The sequence below is a fragment of the Microbacterium sp. NPDC007973 genome, from assembly GCF_042958465.1.
GTDB classification, from domain to species: Bacteria; Actinomycetota; Actinomycetes; order Actinomycetales; family Microbacteriaceae; genus Microbacterium; species Microbacterium galbum.
On the sequence record NZ_JBIBJJ010000001.1, the window covers coordinates 761,011 to 781,510 of the forward strand.

Below are 20,500 nucleotides of genomic sequence, written 5' to 3' on the forward strand. Positions count from 1 at the left end.
GCGGACGCAAACCGTCGCTCACCCGCGAACGGCGGTACCCAGATCCGCGGATGCCGCGCCCTCGACCCGCGTCCCGTCGGGCGCGTAGCGCGAGCCGTCGACGGGGCTGTCCCACGTGCGCTCGGCGTCGTTCCACGTCAGCGGCGCCGGCGCGGTGACCGCGCGCGTGCGTCCGTCGATCGTGGAGACGGCGGCCGTGCGCAGCCCCTGGCGGGCCACGAGTCCGGCGCCCTCCGCGGGTCTCTTCGTCGGCGCCGGAACCGCTTCGGCGAGCGCCATCGTGGCGACCCGGGCACGCCGCGCGGCCTCGCCGATACCCCGACCGAGATCGGCGGGCACGGTCAGGCGCGTGCCGATCGTCCGCATCCACTCGGGTCGTTCACTGCGCGAGACGCCGCGGATCTCCGCGGTCAGGCGCATCGCCGCCGCCGGGGCGTTGGTCATGCCCCACCCCGCGTATCCCGTGGCGAATCGCAGGCGGCCGAGACCGCGCGGCATCCCGCCCACGAACGGCACGAGGTTGTGCGACTGGTAGTCCTGCCCCGACCAGCGGGCGATCTCCGCGCCGACGGGGAGCGTCCGGCGAGCCCACGCGGCGAGCCCTTCAGCGAGCGCGACCTCCGACGACGCCGACCCGACCGGATGCCGTGCCCCGGTGACGATGAGAGCGGACCGCCCGAACGACGACGGGGCCGCCACGACGCTGCGCCCGTCGACGCCCACCTCGCTCCACACTCCGCCGGGGGCCTCGGCATCCCCGTCGAGCTCGAAAGCGATCGCCCACGAGCGCAGGGCCCGGGTCTTCAGGTCGTACAGGCCGCGGCGGGTGATGGGCGTGCCGGTCGCGAGGACGACCGTGTCGCCGAAGATCGGACCGTGCTCGGTCTCGACGCGGCCGGTGGGCAGCGCGTGCACGTCGGTCACGCGCACGCCGGTGTGCAGGGTCGCTCCGGCCTCCACTGCGGTGCGGGCGAGCGTCCGCGCGAGCAACGCGGGGTCGAGGGCCAGCTGATCGTCGAGGGCGAGAGCGCGCACGGGAGTGCGGCCACCGAGGTCGGCGGGAGCGTCTTCGCGCAGCGCGAGACCGGCCTCGCGGGCCGCGTCGCGCACGGCGTCGAGGGCGGCGTCGGCGGCGATCCCCCGCCCGAAAGTGAAAGCGGTGCGACGGTCGGCAGCACCGCCGGCGCGGTCGGCGAGCCACTCCAGGCCCGCGCGGTTCGCATCGACGTAGGCGCGCACCAGGCTCGCCGGGTGGTGCCTCCGCAGCGACGCGAGCGTGGTCCCCTGCAGCAGGGATGCCATGCCGACGGAGGCGCCGGTGGCCCCCTGCCCCACCCCGCCCGCGTCGACCACCGCGACGTCGAGGCCGGCCTCGGCGAGCATCACGGCGGTGGACAGGCCGGTGAGGCCTGCGCCGACGATCACGACGTCGTGCCGCGCGCCGGACTCGAACGGGGTGCCGTCGACGGGCGTCTGATCGCGGAGCCACAGGGGGGATGTCATGCGGTCCATCCCATCGCGGGGGCCGAGGTCTCGGCATCCACTTGCCCCCGGCGGTGGTTTCGGTTAGCCGCGGGTGGAGGATGCGCCGACGCCCTTGCCGTGACAGCGTGGACGGATGGACCCGCTCACCTCGCTCGTCTTCGTCGTGGTCATGGCCGCCGTCGCCCTCTCCGCGGTCTACGGCGTCGTCCGAAAAGCCGTCCGCGACGAGCTCACCGCCCGCGGTCGGGAATCGCGGGATTCTCCGGCCTCCGACGCCTAGGCTCATCACGTGAGCGAGACCCCTGCCCCGCCGAGCCGGACGGCCGTGGTCGCCGCCGCCATCGACCTCTTCGTCGCGAACGGCTACGACCAGACCTCGGTCGAGCAGATCGCGCAGGCCGCGGGAGTGTCACGCTCGACGTTCTTCCGGCAGTTCGGCGGGAAGGAAGACGTCGTCTTCGCCGACCACGAGGTGCTCCTCGCCGAGACGCGCGCCTACCTGGCGCAGCCGCACGACGACCCGTGGGCCGCAGTATGCGAGGCCTCGGTGCGGGTGTTCCGCCACTTCGCGGCCGACCCCGAGCTCGCCCGCCGTCGGTATGTGATCGTGCGCGAGATCTCCGATCTGCGCGACCGCGAGATCGTCACGGTGTTCCGCTACGAACGCCTCTTCGACGAGTACCTGCGCGAGGCCCTTCCCGGCCTCGACCCCCTGGATGCCGTCGGTTTCGCCGCCCTGGTCACGGCGGTGCACAACCACGTGCTGCGCCGGCTCATGCGGGGCGCCCGGGTGCCGGCATCCGTCCTGCGTCGCGCACTCGACGACGTGCTGCGTCGCTACGGCGTGCACGCCGACGGCGACGACGCGTCGGGCGACGACCTCATCGTGGCAGCGTTCCCGCGCCGCATGCCCGCCGCCGAGGTGACTCGCCGCCTGCGCGCCTCGCTCGGCGACTGACCCGGGGCCGCCTCCCTCGTCGCGGCGCGGCACTGCCCGAGCCCCGGGTCCACCCCACACCCCTGTCGAGTGTCCAAGACACGCCGTTCGCGGCGGCGCCACGCGGCGTGTCCTGGACACGCGAGGAGCGCGTCAGCGCGCACGCGGGGCGAGTCCGACGGGTTGCCGTGAGAAACCCCCACGGCGTGACACCGAGTATCAGCGTGAGCGATACTGGGAACCATGACCATCGACGCCGATGCCCGCGCCCTCCCCGGAGAGCGCGTCGCCCACTACGACCTGCTGGGCCGCCGCGACACCGACTACTACGCCGTCTTCGCCGACATCCCCGACGCCGACCGCGCCGCGTGGAATGCCGCGAAGACCTTCGCCGACGAGGTCGGCGAGCGCATGCAGGGCGAGTGGGATGCCGCCACCTACCCGATCGACCTCGTGCGGCGCATGGGCGAGCTCGAGTTGTTCACCGACGGCATCGAGCACCCCGACCTGCCGCGCACCTCTCCCCTGGCCGCGGGACTGGTCAACATGGAGATCTCGCGCCACGACGGCTCGCTCGCCACGGCCCTCGCCGTGCAGGGCGGCCTCGCGCTGCGCACGCTGGCGTTCTACGGATCACCCGAGCAGCAGCAGCGCTGGCTGAAGCCCCTCGCCGACGGCACCGTCCTCGGCGCCTTCGCGCTCACCGAGCCCGACCACGGCTCCGACTCCGTCTCGCTCGAGACGACCGCCACCCGCACTGACGACGGCTGGTCACTCAGCGGCACCAAGAAGTGGATCGGCAACGGCGCCTCCGGCGGCATCACCTTCGTCTGGGCCCGCGTCGACGACGAGGGCGGCGACGACCACGGCGACGTGCGCTGCTTCCTCGTCGAGCAGGACACACCGGGCTACACGGGCGCCGTCATCACCGGGAAGGTGTCGCTGCGCGGCATTCACCAGGCCCACATCGCGATGGACGACGTGCGTCTTCCCGCGGATGCCGTGCTCCCGGGCACCCGCACGTTCAAGGACGCGTCGGTCGTGCTCTTCGCCACCCGCTCGGGCGTCGCCTGGTCGGCCCTGGGCCACGCGACGGCCTGCTACGAGATCGCGCGGACGTATGCCACCGAGCGCATGCAGTTCGGCAAGCCCCTCGCGAAGTTCCAGATGGTCCAGGAGCGCCTCGCGCAGATGCTCGACGAACTCACCGCGATGCAGCTGTACTGCCGTCGCCTCGCCGACCTCGAGACCTCCGGCGGCCTTCGACCCACCCAGGCCTCCCTCGCCAAGTACCACAACACGCGCGCGGCCCGCCGGGTGGCGTCGATCGCGCGCGACCTGCTGGGCGGCAACGGCATCCTGCTCGAGAACGGCGTGATGCAGCACATGGCCGACATCGAGGCGATCCACACCTACGAGGGCACGGAGAGCGTGCAGGCCCTCCTTCTCGGCCGCGACATCACGGGCATGAGCGCCTTCGTCTGACCCCGGATGCCGAGACCCCGGCGCCGCGATCGCTCTCGGTCGTCCGCGCCGGGGTCTCACGGATCGCCGCCCTAACCGCCGACCCCCACCCGCGCAAGCCGCGCGGACGATGTCGGGACCTCCCGCTAACGTCGTCGCATGGGCCTCTTCTCTCGCCATCCCGCGCCGCGTCGCGCGGTCGAAGCCGTCGCCGAGACCGTGCAGACGCCGCCGAAGAGCCTGTGGGCCGATGGGTTCGGGCGTCTCGCCGTACGCGCGGTGCAGATCATCATCGTCGTCGTGCTGGTCGCGGGTGTCATCTGGGGCATCCGTCAGGTGACGCTCGTCATCATCCCCCTGATCCTCGCGCTCATCTTCGCGTCGGCGTTCGGGCCGGTCACGATGTGGATGCGACGCAAGGGCGTCCCGGCGGTCGTCGCGACCCTGCTCACGCTGCTCGCGGTCGTCGTCGTGCTCGCGGCCCTCGGGTGGCTCGTCGTCAACGCCGTGATCAATCAGTGGGACACCCTGAGCTCGCAGGCCGTCGAAGGATTCCAGAAGGCCCAGGACTGGTATCACACCCTGCCGTTCGCGATCTCGCCCGATCAGGTCGACCAGGCCGTCCAGGCGATCGGCGACTTCGTCACGAGCGCGCAGTTCGGCACCGGCGCCCTCGCGGGGGTAAGCGCCGTGGCCTCGTTCGTCACGGGCTTCGTGCTCATGGTCGTCATCCTGTTCTTCTTCCTCAAGGACGGTCCGCGCATGTGGGAGTTCGTCCTCCGCCCGTTCCACGGCAGCGACTACGAGCGCGCGCGTCGCATCGGCGACAAGACGGTCACCGTCCTCGGCTCGTACGTGCGCGGGACGGCGTCCGTCGCCGCCGTCGACGCCATCGGGATCGGCATCGGCCTGGCCGTCCTGGGTGTGCCGCTGGCGCTCCCCCTGGCCGTGCTCGTCTTCCTGCTCGCGTTCATCCCGATCGTCGGCGCCGTGACGGCCGGCATCCTGGCCGCGCTCGTCGCTCTCGTCACCAACGGGTGGGTGATCGCCCTGGTGGTCGTCGGCATCGTGGTCGTGGTCAACCAGCTCGAGGGCAACTTCCTCCAGCCCGTCCTCATGGGCCGGTCGATGAAGCTGCACTCGTTCGTCGTGCTGGTCGTGCTCGCCGGCGGCACCGCGATCGGCGGCATCCTGGGTACCCTGCTGGCCGTGCCCCTCACGGCCGTCGTCTGGGGCATCATCACCGTCTGGAACGGCTCCGACGAGCCGGCCGAGTGGGCCCGCCGCAAGAAGCGCAAGAATCCCGTGCCGCTTGCAGGCGACGAGAGCTGACGACCGTGTCCTACGACATCCCCGCACCGATGCTGGCGAAGTCGGTGCCCGAGGTTCCCGACCACGCCAAGGTCGACGGGGGCTTCAGCTACGAACCGAAGTGGGACGGCTTCCGTGCGTTGGTCTCGTGGGACGGCACCGACGTCGAGATCGGCAGCCGGGGCGCGAAGCCTCTCACCCGTTACTTCCCGGAATTGGTGGAGGCGTTCGCGCGACTGCTCCCCGAGCCGTGCCTCATCGACGGCGAGGTCGTGGTGGCGCGCGGCGAACCGGGCTCCCAACGGCTGGACTGGGAATCCCTCTCGCAGCGCATCCACCCTGCGGCATCCCGGGTGAACCTGCTCGCCGAGGACACCCCGGCGATGTTCATCGCGTTCGACCTCCTCGCCCGCGGCGAGCGCGACCTGCAGGGCGAGCCGTTCTCCGAGCGCCGCAGGCAGCTCGTCGATCTGCTCGGTGACGTGCCGCACCCGGTGCACGTCACCCGCACCACCGACGATCCCGACCTCGCGCGCCGGTGGCTGGCCGAGTTCGAGGGCGCCGGTCTCGACGGTGTGATCGCCAAGCCTCTCGCGCAGCCCTACGCGCCGAACAAGCGCACGATGTTCAAGATCAAGCACGCGCGCACGGCCGACGTCGTGCTGCTGGGCTACCGCATCCACAAGTCCGGCGAGGGCGTCGGCTCCCTGCTGCTGGGGCTCTACGACGACGACGGTCGACTGCACGGCGTCGGGGGTGCGTCGGCTTTCACCGACAAGCGCCGCCGCGAGCTGATCGACGAGCTCGAGCCGTACGTCGAGCGCGACGACGAGGGCGCCGCCGTCACCGGCGAGACCGACCGCTCGCGCTTCTCGGCGTCCAAAGACGTCTCGTTCGTGCGGCTGCGTCCCGAGCGCGTTCTCGAGGTGCGCTACGACCAGCTCGAGGGCATGCGCTTCCGGCACACGGTGCAGTTCGACCGGTGGCGCCCCGACCGCGATGCCCGCTCGTGCACCTTCACACAGCTCGACACCGTGAGCTCGTACGACCTGGGCGACGTTCTGGACTGACTCGCAGCGAGCCCGGGCGCGGTGCGGGCCGCTCAGCGCACCTCCACGGCATCCGCCCGTCGGGCGATCAGCACGACACCGGCTGCGGCGACAGCGAACATCGCCGCGAGGATCGCCCACCCGGCGGTGCCGAGGTCGATCGCCGTCATCGTCACGACGGCGGGGGCGATCATCGCCCCGACCGCATAGCCCGTGCCGTAGACACCCTGGTAGCTCCCCATGCGCTCCTGCGGCGCGAGGTCGAAACTCAAGCTCCACCCCGCGGCGCTCGAGGTGATCTCGGCGAGCGAGTGGGCGACGGCCGCGGCGAGCAGCACGACGATCACCGCCGTCGCGGGCACCCATCCCTCACCGCCGATCCATCCCGCCCCGGCCCACAGGGCGCACGCGGCGACCATGAGCCACCCGGCGCGGATCATCGCCCGCCCGGCTCCCGAGAACGTCCCGGTCCCGCGACTCATCCGCACCTGCAGCAGCACCACGACCACCGTGTTGACCAGGAGCAGCGGACTGACCAGGACGTCGGCGGCGATCGTGTGCGCGACGACCCACAGGGGCACGCCGATCTCGAACACCCCGAACTGGATGCCGAACACCCCCATGAGTGCGGTCAGCCACAGGAAGCGCGGGTCGCGGTAGGGGCTCCGCACGGCGGCGACCGGCGCGGAGGCCGGGGTCTCGACATCCGGGTCCTCCCGCCGGACGTCGACGCGCCGCGGGTCGAGACCGGCGACGAGCACGGCGGAGAGCAGGAAGAGCGAGCCCGCGATCGTCATCGTGAGGTGGAACGCGAACGGCGTGCCGAGCGCGAGGGGGACGGCGGCGACCGCGGTGCCGACTCCGATACCGACGTTCGTCACGGTGCGCATCGTCGCGCGGATGCGCACCCGGTCCTCCCCGCGGAACGCCCGCCCGACGACGGAGGAGCGCACGCTCCCCCCTCCCTGCTGCGCGAGCAGCACGAGCGAGGCGACGATCACGAGCGTCGGCAGATCGCGGACGAAGAGGTAGCCGATGAGCGCCGCCCCCTGCACGACGTGCAGGACGATGAGCATCTTCCGCGCGCTGACGCGGTCGGAGAGGTGTCCGAAGGTCAGTGAGCTCGCGACGCCCACCGCCCCGGCGATCGTGAGGCCGATACCGACCGAGACGGGCTCGAGCCCCACGATGAGGGTCAGGTACAGGGTCGTCAGCGTGAAGAACGCGCCGCGGCCGAGCGTGTCTACGAGGGTGACGGTGAGTAGGCGGCGCAGGGTGCGATCCGTCTGCACGAGGGTTCTCAGGGGGACGGTCGGGATCGTGCTGGTCACCATCTCATTGAGGCAGGCGCCGTCGGCGCCCTCAATCAATGTAGCGTAAGGCTTCATGATCCGGTACGAGTTGGAGGCCGCCGACATCTCGGCGATCCGGTTCGGCGTCTCACCGCTGTCGGAGCTCGGGCTGGGGCTGCGCGCCCTCTCCCAACCCGACGGCTTCCCCCTTCAGCGTCCGTGGCTGGAGCGCATCGCGTCGGTGCGCCCCCTGCTCGACCTCGAGGTGCTGCTCGGGCTCGTCAACGACCGCAAATGGACGGCGGACTTCGTGAACCCCCGCCCGTCGTCGCCGCTGACCTCGCTCGACGACGAGCTGGTCGCGCTCGGACGCATCCCCCGGGCGCGCTTCGTCGCCGACCTCGAGCGCCTCCATGGCGAGGTCCCGCCGGTGTTCCGCGGGCGGCACGACCTGGTCGTCGCTCGTCTGCAACGCGCTCTCGCCACCGCGTGGGACCTCTGCTTCGCCCCGCACTGGCCGCGCATGAGCGCCGTCCTGCGGGCCGACATCGCCTATCGAGGACGGATCGCCGCGCAGTCGGGTCTGGGCGCCGTGCTCAACGGACTCTCGGATGCCGCCCGCTACGACGGCCGCCACCTCGACGTGCGGCTGTGGAACCCCGACATCCGCCGTCGGCCCGTGCTCGGCGACGGCCTCACCCTCGTGCCCTCGATGTTCACCGTCCGCGTCTCGACCCCCATCGACGACGATCTCCCGCCGGCGGTCATGTATCCGGCGCGCGGTCAGGGCGCGATGTGGTCGCGCAGCACGCAGCCCGAGCCCGACGCCGTCTCCGACCTGCTCGGACGCACCCGCTCGACCCTTCTCGCGGCGCTGGGTGAGCCGGCATCCTCGACCGATCTCGCCCTGGGGCTCGGTGTCTCGACCTCCGCGGTCAACCAGCACCTGCGCGTGATGGAACGCGCCGGGCTGCTCAACCGCGCCCGGTACGGCCGGGCGGTGCTGTACTACCGCAGCGCAGCGGGCGACGCGCTGGCGGCCGGCGTCTGAGGCGCGGCAGGCGATCAGTCGAGAACCGGACGCCGATCTCTCTCGCCGTCCTGTCCCGGAATGATCTCCTGTTCTCCGCCCTCGTCCGCGCTGCGCCGCGTCACTCCGCGGGCGCCTTCGCCCGCGACGGCTGCACGCGCGGCGGCTCGCCGGGCATCTTGGGGAACTCGGGCGGGAACGGCAGTTCGCCGAGCCCGTTCTCGAGATCGCGCTGCCACCACTCCAGCAACGTGTCGATGCGTCCGGGCTTCTCGGCGAAGCCCTCCCACGGGTCCCCGACGGATGCCAACCGCTCGGGCATCGAGCGCACCGTGAACGCGAGCGGGTCGAGGCCGTCGAGCTCGTCCCAGGCCACCGGGGTGGACACCGTGGCGGTGGGCAGGGCCCTCGGGGAGTACGCGCCGGCCATGGTGCGGTCGCGGTTCGCCTGGTTGAAGTCCACGAAGATGCGCTCGCCCCGCTCCTCCTTCCACCAGCTGGTGGTCACGGCATCCGGCATCCGTCGTTCCAGTTCGCGCGCGGCGGCGATGACGGCGTGCCGCACGTCGAGGAACTCGTGCGTGGGCTCGATCGGGCAGAACACGTGCAGGCCGCGGTTGCCGCTCGTCTTGATCCAGGGCTCGAGGCCCGCCTCGCGCAGCACCACCCGCAGCTCATGCGCCGCCGTGACGGCCTCGGCGATCCCGGTGCCGGGCTGCGGGTCGAGGTCGATGCGCAGTTCGACGGGATGGTCGGGGTCGGTCGCGAGCGAGGCCCAGGGGTGGAACACGATCGTGTTCATCTGCGCGGCCCACACCGCCGAGGCGATCTCGCCGAGGAACAGCTGCGGATGCCGCCGCCCGCTGTTGTAGGTGACCGTCACGGCCTCGACGAACGCCGGCGCCCCCTTCGGCGGGTTCTTCGAGAAGAAGGCCCCGCCGCCCACGCCCTCGGGAAAACGTTCGAGCGACACGGGCCGGTGTCCGTTCGCCGCGATGAACGCGCCGCCCACCGCGATGAGGTACTCGGCCAGCTCGCGTTTGGTGATCCCGACCTCGGGCCAGAGCACCCGGTCGGGGTTCGAGATGCCGACCTCGCGGTCGCCGTCGGGGCCGGGGACGGTCAGGGTGATGCGAGGGGATGCCATGTGCCGACGCTAGTGCGCGGGCCCGCGCCGTGTCTGCCCGTTGCGCGACGGGCGGTCGGCCGCGCGCACGCGGGCGCCCCGCCGCGTCGCTGTCCACCCCGGGCCCCGGCATCCACCCCCGGCCTACGCTCATGTCATGACCACCGCCGCCGCCCGCACCGCCCTCGACATCGCCGACTGGCGCCGCCGCGTGTTCGCGCTCTACGACGCCGTGCGCGAGGCCGACGACCCCGAAGACGCCCACGAGCTCTGGCGCATCGAGCGCGACGCGCTCTTCGCCGATCACCCCGCGACGCCGCTTCTCCCGGAGCAGCGCGACGGGTTCGTGGGCCTTCCCCTCGCCCCCTACGACGCCGCCTGGCGGTTCGAGGTGCCGCTGCTCGACGCCGACGAGGCGTCGTTCGTCGCGACCACCGGCACCGACGGCGAGGTCGGCTTCGAGCGCATCGGTCGCGTGGAGCTCCCCGACACCGGATCACTCGACGTCTGGCGCCTCACGTCCTACGGCGGCGGACTGTTCGTGCCCGTGCGCGACGCGGCCGCCGGTCGGCCGGGCGGCACGTACGGAGGCGGACGCTACCTGCTCGACACCATCAAGGGCGCCGACCTCGGCCGCGGAGCCGCCCCCGACACCCTCGTCATCGACTTCAACTTCGCCTACAACCCCTCGTGTGCCTACGACCCGATGTGGGCGTGCCCGCTCGCTCCCGCCGGCAATGTGCTGCCGGTGGCGGTCCCCGTCGGCGAGCTGTACGGGGTGTGACGGCCGGGCCGCTCGGCATCCCCGCGAAACGAGAGCGGGCCGCTCCCCGGGTGGGGGCGGCCCGCTTCGATTGAGCGCTCAGGACTCCGCGGCGGCGGCGTCCTGCGCGGCGAGGTCGATGAGGGGTGCGAGCTCCTCGCGGGTGAGGCGGATCCACGGGCCCGCCGGATCGATCAGGATGCCGGTGAGCGCGGGGTCGCTCGCGAGGGCCTTCGACAGCTGCGCACGGCTGATGGGCAGCGGCTGATCGCCGCGGCCGAGCGCAAGAAGTTCGAGCGGGTGGCTGAAGACCTCGAGGAAACGCTCGCCCGCGGCCGAACGCGACTCGGCGACGCCGATCGGTCCGCCCTCCTCGGTGCGGTTGACCGCGATCCACATCGGCGCCTCGGCGACGATCGCCTCGACGATCGTGGTCACCGTCTCGTCGGTACGCGTGTCGCACAGGGCGGTCTTGATGCGCAGCTCCGGGTCGACCTCGGCCACCATGCGCTCGAGGAGCGCCTTGGGCAGCACGGCGCGGTTGTCACCGGATGCCGGGTCGAGCACGATTCCGGCGTAGGAGCCCGAGAGGACGTGTCGCAGCAGGGCCATGATGGGCTGGCCCATCGCGGACGTGTCGTGGTCGCCGTCCGCCTCGACGCTCGCGCGGAGCGCCAGGCCCCCGCTGTACGCGAGCACGAGCTGCTCGTCGCCGCGGTTGGCGACGGCGAGCGGAAGGTCTTTGCCCTCGGCCAGCAGCGCCCGCGCATCGCCCTTCACGCGCAGGAACACGTGCCCCTGCAGCAGCTGACGCGCGACGTTGAGCAGCTGGGCCGGCTCGGGCTGCCCCGAGATCTCGGCGAGGGCGTTGCCGAGCAGCGCGTTGTCGCGCAGACCCTGCACCGTCTCGGGCGCCTCGGGGGCCTCCATCGGGCCGGGCTGACGGGCCGACGGGCGTGCGGCGACCGGCGGGGCGTTCGTCAAGGTCGGTGCGGGCTCGGGCCCCGCCCCCACTCCGCGGAACGACGACATCGAGATGCCGACGGTCGGCGCGGCCTCGGCCGGAGCGGCGGGGGTCGCGTCAGCGGCGGGAGCGGCATCGCTCGGGCCGGCGGGGTCGACGGGCTGTTCGCCCGGTTCGATCGTGGTGTCGGGCCGGTCGACCGATGCGTCGTCGGATTCGGACTTCTTGCGGCGCGAGAAGAGAGCCATTCCGCCAGCCTATCCGGGCGGTCCGGGGGCCAGGGCCCCGGGGGGCCCTGGCGGGGCGCAGCACCGTACGGCGCGGCAACGCGCTGATGCGCAGGGCGTCGGGGCGCCGTGCGGGGCGGCGGGTCGGCGTGCGGGGCGTCGGGTCGCCGTGCGGGGCGTCGGGTCGGCGGGTCGGCGTGCGGGGCGTCGGGTCGCCCTGCGCCGCGTGGCCTCCCCCGCCTCGCGCGGACGCGCTACAGCTTCGCGATCGGTGCGATCTTCACCAGCAGCTTCTTCGGACCCACCGTGTCGAAGCGCACATGCGCCACGCGCTTCGCGCCTTCGCCGGTCACGGCATCCACCCGGCCCTCGCCGAAGTCGTCGTGGCGGATGCGATCACCCGCGGCCAGAACCATGTCGCCGTTGTCGCGCACCTTCGCGGGGATGCGGTTCGGGAACTTGCTCGGGTCGGCCGGTGCGCGCTTGGGCAGGGGGACGAGGTCGTCGCCATAGCGATTGCCCCCGCCGGGCTGGCCGGGGCGACGGCCGCGCGCGTTGAGCGCGCGGGACTGCGATCCGCCGCGGCCGTTCACGTCGCCCGGCGACTGACGCCAGTCGATGAGGTCGGCAGGGATCTCCTGCAGGAACCGGCTCGGCATGGCCACCGTGACCTCGCCGAACTGCGCGCGGGTCATCGCGAGCGAGACGTGCAGTCGCTTGCGGGCGCGCGTGATGCCGACGTAGAACAGACGACGTTCCTCCTGCGGCCCGCCCGGCTCGTTGGCCGAGATCCGGTGCGGCAGCAGGTCTTCCTCGACTCCGGTGAGGAACACCGCGTCGTATTCGAGGCCCTTCGCGGTGTGCAGGGTCATGAGCGAGACCGAGCCCGACGCGTCGTCGAGGTCGTCGGCATCCGCCACGAGGGTCACCTCGGTGAGGAAGTCGATGATCGTGCCCTCGGGGTTGTTGCGCGCGAACTCGCGCGTCACGGCGATGAGCTCGTCGAGGTTCTCGAGGCGCGCTTCGTCTTGCGGGTCTTTGCTCGCGCGCAGGGCGTCGAAGTATCCGCTCTTGTTGAGCAGCAGCGTCAAGCCCTCGGTGACCGAGGTGGAGGGGGCGAGTTCTCCGGATGCCGGCAGCATGACCGCCGTGGCCTCGGTGAGCACGGCGTCGAGCTGATCGATCGCCTTCTGCAGCTTGGGGCCGACACCGAGCTGAGCGGAGTTGGCGAGGGCGTCGCGGAAGGTGATGTCGTGCTCGGCGGCATAGCGTGCGATCGCCGTCTCGGTCACGTCGCCGATACCGCGGCGCGGACGGTTCAGGATGCGGCGCAGGGCCATCGAGTCGGCCGGATTGGCGACGGCCACGAGGTAGGCGAGGGCGTCCTTGATCTCGGCGCGCTCGTAGAACTTGGTGCCGCCCATGATCTTGTAGGGCACCGCGGAGCGGATGAAGATCTCCTCCAGCGCACGGGACTGCGAGTTGGTGCGGTAGAACACCGCGACGCCGGAGTAGTCGACGCCCTTCTTGTGCAGTGCCTCGATCTCGTCGGCCACGAACTGCGCCTCGTCGTGCTGCGAGTAGCCGGTGAACCCGATGATCGGGTCGCCCGCGCCGACGTCAGTCCAGAGCTTCTTGTCTTTGCGGTCGAAGTTGTTGGCGATGACCGCGTTGGCCGCAGACAGGATGTTCTGCGTCGAGCGGTAGTTCTGCTCGAGCAGCACGACTTTGGCGCCCGGGTAGTCGCGCTCGAACTCGCTGATGTTGCGGATGTCGGCACCGCGGAACGCGTAGATCGACTGATCGGAGTCACCGACGACGGTGAGGGATGCGGCGTCCTCGCCCGCGGGCTCCGCGTCGAAGATCATCATGCCGCCCGAGGAGAACGGCTCGGCGTCGGAGCCGACGGGGCGCGTGAGCTCGTGGATCAGTGCGTACTGCGCGTGGTTGGTGTCCTGGTACTCGTCGACGAGGATGTGCCGGAACCGCTTGCGGTAGACGTCGGCGACCTGGGGGAACGCGCGGAAGAGGTAGACGGTCTGGGCGATGAGGTCGTCGAAGTCGAAGGCGTTGGCCCGCTGCAGTTCACGCTGATAGGACGAGAAGATCTCGACGAAGACGCGTTCGGCGGGGTCGCTCATGTTGGCGGAGCGGGCGTACGACTCGGCGTCTGCCAGTTCGTTCTTGAGCTTCGAGATGCGGCTCTGCGTCCCCGCGGGGGTGAGGCCGAACGAGTCGCCCTCGTGCTCTTTCACGAGACGCTTGATGAGCGCGCGCGAGTCGCCGGAGTCGTAGATCGTGAACGACTTCGTGAAGCCGAACTGCTCCGCCTCGCGGCGGAGGATGCGCACGCACGCGGAGTGGAAGGTCGAGATCCACATGCCGTCGGCCTTCTGACCGATGAGCTGGTGGACGCGCTCGCGCATCTCGCCGGCGGCCTTGTTGGTGAAGGTGATTGCGAGGATCTGGCTCGGGTACGCCTCGCGCGTGCGCAGCAGCGAGGCGATGCGCCGGGTGAGCACGCTCGTCTTGCCCGAGCCGGCGCCGGCGACGATGAGCAGCGCCTGACCCCGGTAGGTCACGGCCTCCCGTTGCGGACCGTTCAGCCCCTCGAGCAGATCGGCGTCGGGTCGGGCGGCCGACGGTGCGGAACCGCCGACGATGAGGGGCGTGGAGGCGTCGGTCATGGCGCCTTCAAGTCTAGGCGGGGCCTCCGACATCGGCCTCGCGGCCGGGCGGCCTCACGAGCGCGACGCGCGCCGGTGGCCCGGGGTCACCCCCGACGCCCCGGGGCCACGCGCGGTGCCCCACGACCCCGGAACCCGCCCGGCAGCAGTGCGCCGACGTTACGCGCGACCCTCCCCCGCCGCACCCGACGACAGCAGCGACTGCGCGCGGGAGAAGTGCTCGGCATCCACCGTCACGTCCCAGCGCTCGGCCTCGAAGCCCTGCACCGACGAGAAGTCGCGGCGGCCGCCGGTGAAGGCGTGTCCGGCGAAACCGAAGACCGCGCCCCACACGGCACCGAGCACGAGACCCAGCAGCACGAACCCGAGGAACCCTCCGACGCTCAGCAGACCGATCAGCACGCCGATCATCAGGCCGAACCACGCGCCCGACGCGGCACCCAGCAGCGCCGCCCGTCCACGGGTCATGCGCCCCGTCACCTGCTCGACGATGCGCACGCCGTGTCCGACGATGGCGGTGTGCTCGACGGGGAACCCGGCGTCGGACAGACGGTCGACGGCGGCCTGTGCTCCCGTGTAGTCGCTGAAGCTCGAAAGGACGCGGCGTTCGGGGGTGGCGCGGGTGACGTCGGACATGATCGGTTCCTTCCCTCGGGGTGCCCCACGCTAGACCCCCGAGGTGGTGTGCGAAGGGCGCTTGCACCCCCACCGTCGGGCGGTTAGGCGAAGCGGTGTCAAACCCGTCGGGTGCCGCGTTCCGAACCGCGAGGATGGACGCATGCGCCTCATTCTCAACGTCCTGTGGCTCGTGCTGTCGGGTTTCTGGCTCTTCCTCAGCTACCTCGCCGCGGGAGTGGTGCTCTGCATCCTGATCGTGACGATCCCGTGGGGCATCGCCTCGTTCCGCATCGGGCTGTACGCGCTGTGGCCGTTCGGCCGCGAGATCGTGGCGAAGCCGACGGCGGGCGTGGGGTCGTTCCTGGGGAACCTCGTGTGGGTCGTGCTCGCCGGCTGGTGGCTCGCTCTCGAGCACATCGTCACGGGGCTCGTGCTGTGCGTCACGATCATCGGCATCCCGCTCGGTATCGCGAACTTCAAGCTGGTGCCCGTCTCGCTGTTCCCGCTCGGTAAAGAGGTGCGCGAGATCCGACGCGGCGGACCGTTCGATCAGACGCTCGGTCGCTGAACGTCGTCCGCGCGGGCGGGGCGTCCGCAATCGGGCGCTCGAGGGCGCCGAGCCTCAGCGCGTGCGGCGTGCGTACACGCGGCGCGGCAGGGCGAGCAGGATGCCGACGATCGTGGCGATCGCGCCGATCACGGCCGTGACGCTCACGAGTTCCACCGGGAAGGCGCCGTCGCGCATACCGGTGAGGCGCGCGAGATCCCACGGCAGGATGCCGATCTGCTCGTTCCACGAGCGCAGGGCGTCGCCCGCTCCCGCGACGGCGACGGTGGCGGCGGGGAGCGCGTAGCCGATCCCCATGCCCGCGAGGGCGATGCCCGCGGCGCGAGGGCGACCGAGTTGCGGAGCGAGCGACCAGCCCGCGGCGACGAAGACCCACGCCACGAGGGCGAAGGCCACCATCAGGTAGAGGATCCGCACGACCGGCACCGCCCACAGCGACGGCCATACGCCGTCGGGGCCCGACAGGGCGACGGCCAGGAGCGCGACGACGCAGCGCAGCACGAGGGCTCCCCCGACCGCCGCGATGATGGGCCACGGCGATCGGCGGCCGAGCAGGAGCCGCACGGCGGTGGCGAACAGGAGCCACCCCAGGATCGCGACGGCGACGCCGAGGAGTCCGTCACGCGGGGTCTGCACGATGCGCGTGGTGACGAGCAGCCCGCCGGGTACGAGAATCATCAGCCAGCGATCCAACGGCAGCAGACCCAGGCTCGACTCGCGGGCCCGCCAGGGTCGCGTCGAGGCGATCCAGGTCGCGCGCGCGGCCGCGGCGCCGGGCCGACGGACCAGACTCGTGCGGGCGGCGAGCATGCCGATCACGAGCCAGGCGACGCCCAGGGCGAGAAGCACGCGCGCGAGCCACTCGGTCGTGGGATCGACCATCATGGGCACCCGCGCGAAGGGATCCACCAGCACGGCGATCACCGCACCGAAGGCCAGAAGGATGCCGAAGACGCCCAGGGCCAGGATGCCTCGCCCCGCCGTCGTCGCCATGCGTCAACGTTACCCGTCGCAGGCTGGGCGTCCGCTCGGGGCGGTCGGGGCTCGACCGCCTCCCCGGGCCGCTCAGCCGCGGTCGTGGAGGGTGACGTGATAGCCGTCGGGATCGGCGAATGTGAAGGTGCGACCGAAGGGACCGTCGATCGGATCCATGACGATGCGGTGGCCGTCCGCGGCGAGGGCGTCGTGGATCGCCTGCACGTCGCTCGCGAGCAGCCACAGGGCGACGCCCACGCCGGGCTGCGCGACGCCGGAGAGGTCGGTGCCCGGGGCCAGGTCGCGGAGCGCGAAGGCGATGGGGGCGGTGGAAAAGACGACCGCGTGCGGCGGGCCGGCGGGCGTTCGCTCGAGGCCCAGGTAGCGCTCGTAGAACGCGTGGGAGGCGGCGAGGTCGCGCACCTGCAGGGAGACGAAATCGGGACCGACGACAGGCATGAGAGCTCCTTGTGTGTCAGTTATCTGACACCAAGCATATGTCAGAATACTGACATGACGCAAGAGCGGATCGATCTCGACACCTCCCTCGGCTATCTGCTGAAAGAGGCGGCCAGCGCGCTGCGAGCGGCGATGGAAGACGTGCTCCGCCCGCTCGGCATGACGATCACTCACTACTCCTGCCTCGAGCTGCTCGCGCAGCGCCCGGGCCTGTCGAACTCCGACCTCGCGCGCGGGGCATTCGTGACCCGGCAGTCGATGAACGTGCTCCTCCACACCCTCGAAGGCGACGGCATCGTCGAGCGACCCGCGACCCCGACCTCCGGCAAGGTCCTGCCCGCACGCCTCACAGCGAAGGGCCACGAGACGCTCGCCGCGGCGAGCGCGGCCGTGCGAGATGTCGAGCGGCGCATGCTCCACGGGATGACGGATGCCGAGCAGCAGGCCGCCCTGCGCGCGCTGCGCTCCATGGTGGCGGCCCTCCGGACCTGATGTCACGGGCGGATTGTGTAACAATCCACCCATGCTTCCCGCTCTCGCGATCCTCGCTGCAGCGCTGTGCTTCTCCACGACCGGCACCGCGCAGGCCCTGGCCGGGGTCGACGCCTCGCCGATCGCCGTCGGCGCGGCACGCATCGTGGTCGGCGGCGGCATCCTGGGCGTGCTCGCCCTCGCCCGCAGGTCCGCGCCCCGCCCCGCGACAGCGACGCGGGCGTCGACCGCCGCGCTCATCGCGGTCGGTGCGATCGGCGTTCTCGCCTACCAGCCGCTGTTCTTCCTCGGCACGCGCGAGAACGGCGTCGCCATCGGCACGGTCGTCGCGCTCGGGTCGGCCCCCATCGCGACCGGCATCGTGGATGCCGTGCGCCTGCGCCGCACCCCCTCTGCGCGGTGGATGCTCGCCACCACCGTCGCCCTCGCCGGGGTGGTGCTGGTGTCGGGGGTGACCGGCGGCACCGTGGCGCTGGCCCCCGGAGGACTGCTCGGGTCGGTCGGCGCGGGGATGTCGTACGCGCTCTACACGGTGTGCGGCAAGGCCCTGATCGAGAGGGGGTGGGACTCCACGCGCGTGATGGGTACGGTCTTCGGCGTGGCCGCGGTCGCGAGCGTCCCCGTCCTCTTGCTCGCGGGCACGGAGTGGCTGCTCACCCCGAACGGTCTCGCGCTCGCGCTCTGGCTGGGCGTTGTCACGACCACGGTCGCGTACCTGCTCTTCGGATGGGGGCTCGCGCGCCTCACCGCGGTGACGGTGTCGACACTCACCCTCGCCGAGCCGCTCGCCGCGACCCTCCTCGGCCTCTTCGTGCTGGAGGAGCACCTCACCCCGGTGGGCGCCCTCGGTCTCGCGCTCATCGCGGCGGGTCTCGCCGTGGTCTCGGCTCCCGTTCGTCGGCGTCAGGAGGTTCCGGATGCCACGTCTCGCGCGTGACGCCCCCACCCCGGGTCCTCGCGCGGCCGATGTCGTCGCCGACGCCGTCCGCGCCGGCATCCTGTCGGGGGAGCTCGCGCCCGGCGCACCCCTGCGCGAGGAGGAGCTGAGCGACACCTTCGGCGTCTCGCGCCACACCGCCCGGACGGCGCTCGCGCGGCTCACCGCCGAACGACTCGCCACCGCCGAGCCGTACCGCGGCGTGCGGGTGTCGTCGCTCGACGATGACGCCCTCGTCGCGCTGCAGCAGCTGCGGTGCGCCCTCGAGACCGAGGCGCTGCGGATCGTCCGCGACCGCGGCATCCGTCCTCCCGACGTCGACGCGGCGCTCGACGAGCTGGCCGCGGCGGAGGCATCGGGTGACTGGGCGGCGACGCTCGCTACCCACGCCCGCGTGCATCTGGCGCTCGTCGAAGCGGCCGGCAGCGCGCGGATCGCGGAGGAATACCGTCGCCTCGACTCCGAGATGCACCTGCTGCTGACGCACGTGCGGCCCGCGTACGCGTCCGGCGCCCTCACCGAGGAGCACCGCGCCTACGTGACCGAGGCGCTGCGCGACCCCGAACACGCCGTCCGTGCGCACCTGGAGCACTCGACGCGGGCGATCATCGAGCGGCGGCGCGCGGGTTGAGCGACACGCGGCGACACCTCCCGTCACGCACCGCAACGCACCTTCGTCGGGACGGCGGGGCGGGATTAGCGTGGGGGCACATCGCGGCGATCCGGGCGGTCCCGGGCCTCGGCTCATAACCGAAGGCGTGGCGGGTTCGACTCCCGCCGTCGCGTCCACGTCCCCGGCCGCCCCAGTGTCCGCGGCGGCGACCCCGCCCGTGCGGCGATCGCGCCGAGCACTCCGCCGTCACCTGCCATGCTGGAGGAATGACCTCCCCCGCACCCCAGGACGTCTCGGTCGGCAGCGAGATGATCCGCCTCGGCCCGTTCCTGAAGTTCGCGGGCGTGCTGGACTCGGGCGGTGACGTCAAAGAGGCGATCATCGACGGCTACGTCCAGGTCAACGGCGAGGTCGAACGGCGACGCGGGCGTCAGCTGCAGGCCGGCGACGTGATCGCCTTCGAGGGTCGCTCCTTCCGCGTCCAGGCCTGAGGCCCGCCGCCGGCGGAGCGCGCGGCTCTCGCGGCCGCCGGGACACGACAGAGGCCCGCCCTCCCCTCGCGGGGAGGACGGGCCCGAAGATCGGCATCCCGCGCTCGTGACACGGGATGCCGCCGGAGCAGGTCAGTGCTCGTCGTAGTGGTCGCTGTGCAGCGCGTGACGGTGGCCGTCGTGCACGTAGTCGGCGTGGTCGTCGTGCTCCACCTTCTCGTGGCCGCAGTCGTCGCCGTGACGGTGGTCGGCGACCGAGTGCTCGGCCTGGGATTCGTGCTCGTCGTAGTGGTCGCCGTGCAGGGCGTGGTGGTGGGTGCCGTGCACGTAGTCGACGTGATCGCCGTGCTCGATCTTCTGGTGTCCGCAGTCGTCGCCGTGGGCGTGCTCCTCGACGGTGTGCTCGGCGTGGGTTTCGGCGGTGCTCATTGTTCGCTCCCCTGGTCGGTCGGTTCGGTGACGTGGGCGATCGCGTCGAGCACGACATGGGCGACGTGCTGGTCGGCCAGGGCGTAGCGGATTTCCTTCCCGTCACGCTCCGAGGTCACCAGGCCCGCCTGCCGCAGAGTGCGCAGATGCTGCGACACGAGCGGTTGTGAGAGTCCGGATGACGCTGCCAGCGCGCCGACCGTGAGCGGTTCGTGGTTCAGCAGCCAGACGAGCGCGAGGCGCGACGGGCTGCCGAGGACCTTGAACAGCTCCGCGGCCTCGTCGAGTCCCGCGATCTTGTCCACGCCCTCACTTCACCAGACGCATAAACAGATTGCAATGTGTTCGTCATGTCGGGAACGGTTCTCGTTCGCGTTATCGCGGCGTCACTCCTCGTCGGGCGGACGGATCGCGCGAGCCCCTACCCCTGACGCCCCTTGAAGCGCGGGTTCAGCTTGTTGATCACGAAGACCTTGCCGCGCCGACGCACGACCTGCGCGCCGGGCTGCTTCTTCAAGGACTTGATCGATGCGCGGACCTTCATAGCATCCTCCTTTTTGATAACCATTATCAATAACAGGCT

General features: G+C 71.6%; 23 protein-coding genes and 1 tRNA gene. 13 read left to right on the forward strand and 11 right to left on the reverse strand.

Annotation, left to right across the window (positions count from 1 at the left end; all coding sequences use genetic code 11):
• Positions 1 to 18: 18 nt before the first annotated feature.
• Positions 19 to 1,503, reverse strand: coding sequence for an FAD-dependent oxidoreductase (locus ACFZA2_RS03720; protein WP_391400788.1), 1,485 nt, complete (start codon positions 1,501 to 1,503; stop codon positions 19 to 21).
• 115 nt (positions 1,504 to 1,618) lie between these two features.
• Between ACFZA2_RS03720 and ACFZA2_RS03725 the strand changes: the two genes are divergently transcribed.
• The 5 genes from ACFZA2_RS03725 to ACFZA2_RS03745 all read left to right on the forward strand — a co-directional run bounded on the left by ACFZA2_RS03725 (position 1,619) and on the right by ACFZA2_RS03745 (position 6,267).
• The gene (locus ACFZA2_RS03725) at positions 1,619 to 1,765 is read left to right on the forward strand and encodes a hypothetical protein (protein ID WP_391400791.1); all 147 of its coding nucleotides are present in this window, start codon (positions 1,619 to 1,621) and stop codon (positions 1,763 to 1,765) included.
• Positions 1,766 to 1,774: 9 nt separating this feature from the next.
• Positions 1,775 to 2,443 carry a TetR/AcrR family transcriptional regulator gene (locus ACFZA2_RS03730; protein ID WP_391400794.1) on the forward strand — a complete coding sequence of 223 codons (669 nt, stop codon included), beginning with the start codon at positions 1,775 to 1,777 and terminating at the stop codon, positions 2,441 to 2,443.
• Between the two features lie 222 nt (positions 2,444 to 2,665).
• Positions 2,666 to 3,907, forward strand: coding sequence for an acyl-CoA dehydrogenase family protein (locus ACFZA2_RS03735; protein WP_391400797.1), 1,242 nt, complete (start codon positions 2,666 to 2,668; stop codon positions 3,905 to 3,907).
• 138 nt (positions 3,908 to 4,045) lie between these two features.
• Positions 4,046 to 5,218, forward strand: a complete 1,173-nt coding sequence (locus tag ACFZA2_RS03740) for an AI-2E family transporter (protein WP_391400800.1) — start codon at positions 4,046 to 4,048, stop codon at positions 5,216 to 5,218.
• A 5-nt stretch (positions 5,219 to 5,223) separates the two neighbouring features.
• Positions 5,224 to 6,267: an ATP-dependent DNA ligase gene (locus ACFZA2_RS03745; protein ID WP_391400803.1), complete on the forward strand. Its 1,044-nt coding sequence runs from the start codon at positions 5,224 to 5,226 to the stop codon at positions 6,265 to 6,267.
• A gap of 32 nt (positions 6,268 to 6,299) precedes the next feature.
• Here ACFZA2_RS03745 and ACFZA2_RS03750 read toward each other — a convergent pair whose 3' ends face one another.
• Positions 6,300 to 7,577 carry an MFS transporter gene (locus ACFZA2_RS03750; protein ID WP_391400806.1) on the reverse strand — a complete coding sequence of 426 codons (1,278 nt, stop codon included), beginning with the start codon at positions 7,575 to 7,577 and terminating at the stop codon, positions 6,300 to 6,302.
• A gap of 55 nt (positions 7,578 to 7,632) precedes the next feature.
• Here ACFZA2_RS03750 and ACFZA2_RS03755 point away from each other — a divergent pair, with 55 nt between their 5' ends.
• Positions 7,633 to 8,589, forward strand: coding sequence for a DUF5937 family protein (locus ACFZA2_RS03755; RefSeq protein ID WP_391400809.1), 957 nt, complete (start codon positions 7,633 to 7,635; stop codon positions 8,587 to 8,589).
• A gap of 100 nt (positions 8,590 to 8,689) precedes the next feature.
• Here ACFZA2_RS03755 and ligD read toward each other — a convergent pair whose 3' ends face one another.
• Complete coding sequence (gene ligD / locus ACFZA2_RS03760; protein WP_391400812.1) at positions 8,690 to 9,715, reverse strand: non-homologous end-joining DNA ligase; 1,026 nt, start codon at positions 9,713 to 9,715, stop codon at positions 8,690 to 8,692.
• Positions 9,716 to 9,851: 136 nt separating this feature from the next.
• Here ligD and ACFZA2_RS03765 point away from each other — a divergent pair, with 136 nt between their 5' ends.
• Positions 9,852 to 10,478 (forward strand): DUF1684 domain-containing protein, encoded by a 627-nt coding sequence (locus ACFZA2_RS03765; RefSeq protein ID WP_315993495.1) that lies wholly within the window; start codon positions 9,852 to 9,854, stop codon positions 10,476 to 10,478.
• A 78-nt stretch (positions 10,479 to 10,556) separates the two neighbouring features.
• On the opposite strand, the gene ACFZA2_RS03770 is transcribed toward ACFZA2_RS03765, so the two are convergent.
• From ACFZA2_RS03770 to ACFZA2_RS03780, 3 genes are all read right to left on the reverse strand, one after another.
• Entirely contained in the window at positions 10,557 to 11,669 is a 1,113-nt protein-coding gene (locus ACFZA2_RS03770; RefSeq protein WP_391400817.1) for an SseB family protein, read from the reverse strand.
• 233 nt (positions 11,670 to 11,902) lie between these two features.
• Positions 11,903 to 14,335, reverse strand: coding sequence for a UvrD-helicase domain-containing protein (locus ACFZA2_RS03775; protein ID WP_363578069.1), 2,433 nt, complete (start codon positions 14,333 to 14,335; stop codon positions 11,903 to 11,905).
• Positions 14,336 to 14,494: 159 nt separating this feature from the next.
• Positions 14,495 to 14,971: a general stress protein gene (locus tag ACFZA2_RS03780; RefSeq protein WP_315993498.1), complete on the reverse strand. Its 477-nt coding sequence runs from the start codon at positions 14,969 to 14,971 to the stop codon at positions 14,495 to 14,497.
• A 142-nt stretch (positions 14,972 to 15,113) separates the two neighbouring features.
• Between ACFZA2_RS03780 and ACFZA2_RS03785 the strand changes: the two genes are divergently transcribed.
• The gene (locus tag ACFZA2_RS03785) at positions 15,114 to 15,521 is read left to right on the forward strand and encodes a YccF domain-containing protein (protein WP_315993499.1); all 408 of its coding nucleotides are present in this window, start codon (positions 15,114 to 15,116) and stop codon (positions 15,519 to 15,521) included.
• Positions 15,522 to 15,575: 54 nt separating this feature from the next.
• Here ACFZA2_RS03785 and ACFZA2_RS03790 read toward each other — a convergent pair whose 3' ends face one another.
• Both ACFZA2_RS03790 and ACFZA2_RS03795 read right to left on the reverse strand, forming a co-directional pair.
• On the reverse strand, positions 15,576 to 16,514 hold the full coding sequence (locus ACFZA2_RS03790; RefSeq protein WP_391400822.1) for a hypothetical protein: 939 nt from the start codon (positions 16,512 to 16,514) through the stop codon (positions 15,576 to 15,578).
• Positions 16,515 to 16,586: 72 nt separating this feature from the next.
• Positions 16,587 to 16,955 (reverse strand): VOC family protein, encoded by a 369-nt coding sequence (locus ACFZA2_RS03795; RefSeq protein ID WP_391400825.1) that lies wholly within the window; start codon positions 16,953 to 16,955, stop codon positions 16,587 to 16,589.
• Between the two features lie 54 nt (positions 16,956 to 17,009).
• On the opposite strand from ACFZA2_RS03795, the gene ACFZA2_RS03800 reads away from it, so the two are divergent.
• The 5 genes from ACFZA2_RS03800 to ACFZA2_RS03820 all read left to right on the forward strand — a co-directional run bounded on the left by ACFZA2_RS03800 (position 17,010) and on the right by ACFZA2_RS03820 (position 19,488).
• The gene (locus ACFZA2_RS03800) at positions 17,010 to 17,447 is read left to right on the forward strand and encodes a MarR family winged helix-turn-helix transcriptional regulator (protein WP_391400828.1); all 438 of its coding nucleotides are present in this window, start codon (positions 17,010 to 17,012) and stop codon (positions 17,445 to 17,447) included.
• Positions 17,448 to 17,478: 31 nt separating this feature from the next.
• Positions 17,479 to 18,384, forward strand: coding sequence for a DMT family transporter (locus ACFZA2_RS03805; RefSeq protein WP_391400831.1), 906 nt, complete (start codon positions 17,479 to 17,481; stop codon positions 18,382 to 18,384).
• Positions 18,365 to 19,015, forward strand: coding sequence for a GntR family transcriptional regulator (locus tag ACFZA2_RS03810; protein WP_363578062.1), 651 nt, complete (start codon positions 18,365 to 18,367; stop codon positions 19,013 to 19,015). The genes ACFZA2_RS03805 and ACFZA2_RS03810 overlap by 20 nt, the downstream gene beginning before the upstream one ends.
• Positions 19,016 to 19,097: 82 nt before the next feature.
• Positions 19,098 to 19,173, forward strand: a tRNA-Met gene (locus ACFZA2_RS03815).
• A gap of 90 nt (positions 19,174 to 19,263) precedes the next feature.
• Positions 19,264 to 19,488 (forward strand): RNA-binding S4 domain-containing protein, encoded by a 225-nt coding sequence (locus ACFZA2_RS03820; protein WP_391400834.1) that lies wholly within the window; start codon positions 19,264 to 19,266, stop codon positions 19,486 to 19,488.
• 132 nt (positions 19,489 to 19,620) lie between these two features.
• Here the strand turns inward: ACFZA2_RS03820 and ACFZA2_RS03825 are convergent, their stop codons facing one another.
• From ACFZA2_RS03825 to ykgO, 3 genes are all read right to left on the reverse strand, one after another.
• Positions 19,621 to 19,917 carry a hypothetical protein gene (locus ACFZA2_RS03825; protein ID WP_391400837.1) on the reverse strand — a complete coding sequence of 99 codons (297 nt, stop codon included), beginning with the start codon at positions 19,915 to 19,917 and terminating at the stop codon, positions 19,621 to 19,623.
• Positions 19,914 to 20,222 carry an ArsR/SmtB family transcription factor gene (locus ACFZA2_RS03830; RefSeq protein WP_391400840.1) on the reverse strand — a complete coding sequence of 103 codons (309 nt, stop codon included), beginning with the start codon at positions 20,220 to 20,222 and terminating at the stop codon, positions 19,914 to 19,916. Before ACFZA2_RS03830 ends, ACFZA2_RS03825 begins: the two co-directional genes overlap by 4 nt.
• A gap of 116 nt (positions 20,223 to 20,338) precedes the next feature.
• A complete protein-coding gene (gene ykgO, locus ACFZA2_RS03835) occupies positions 20,339 to 20,461 on the reverse strand; it encodes a type B 50S ribosomal protein L36 (RefSeq protein WP_056226526.1) in 123 nt (40 codons plus the stop codon).
• Positions 20,462 to 20,500: the final 39 nt, after the last annotated feature.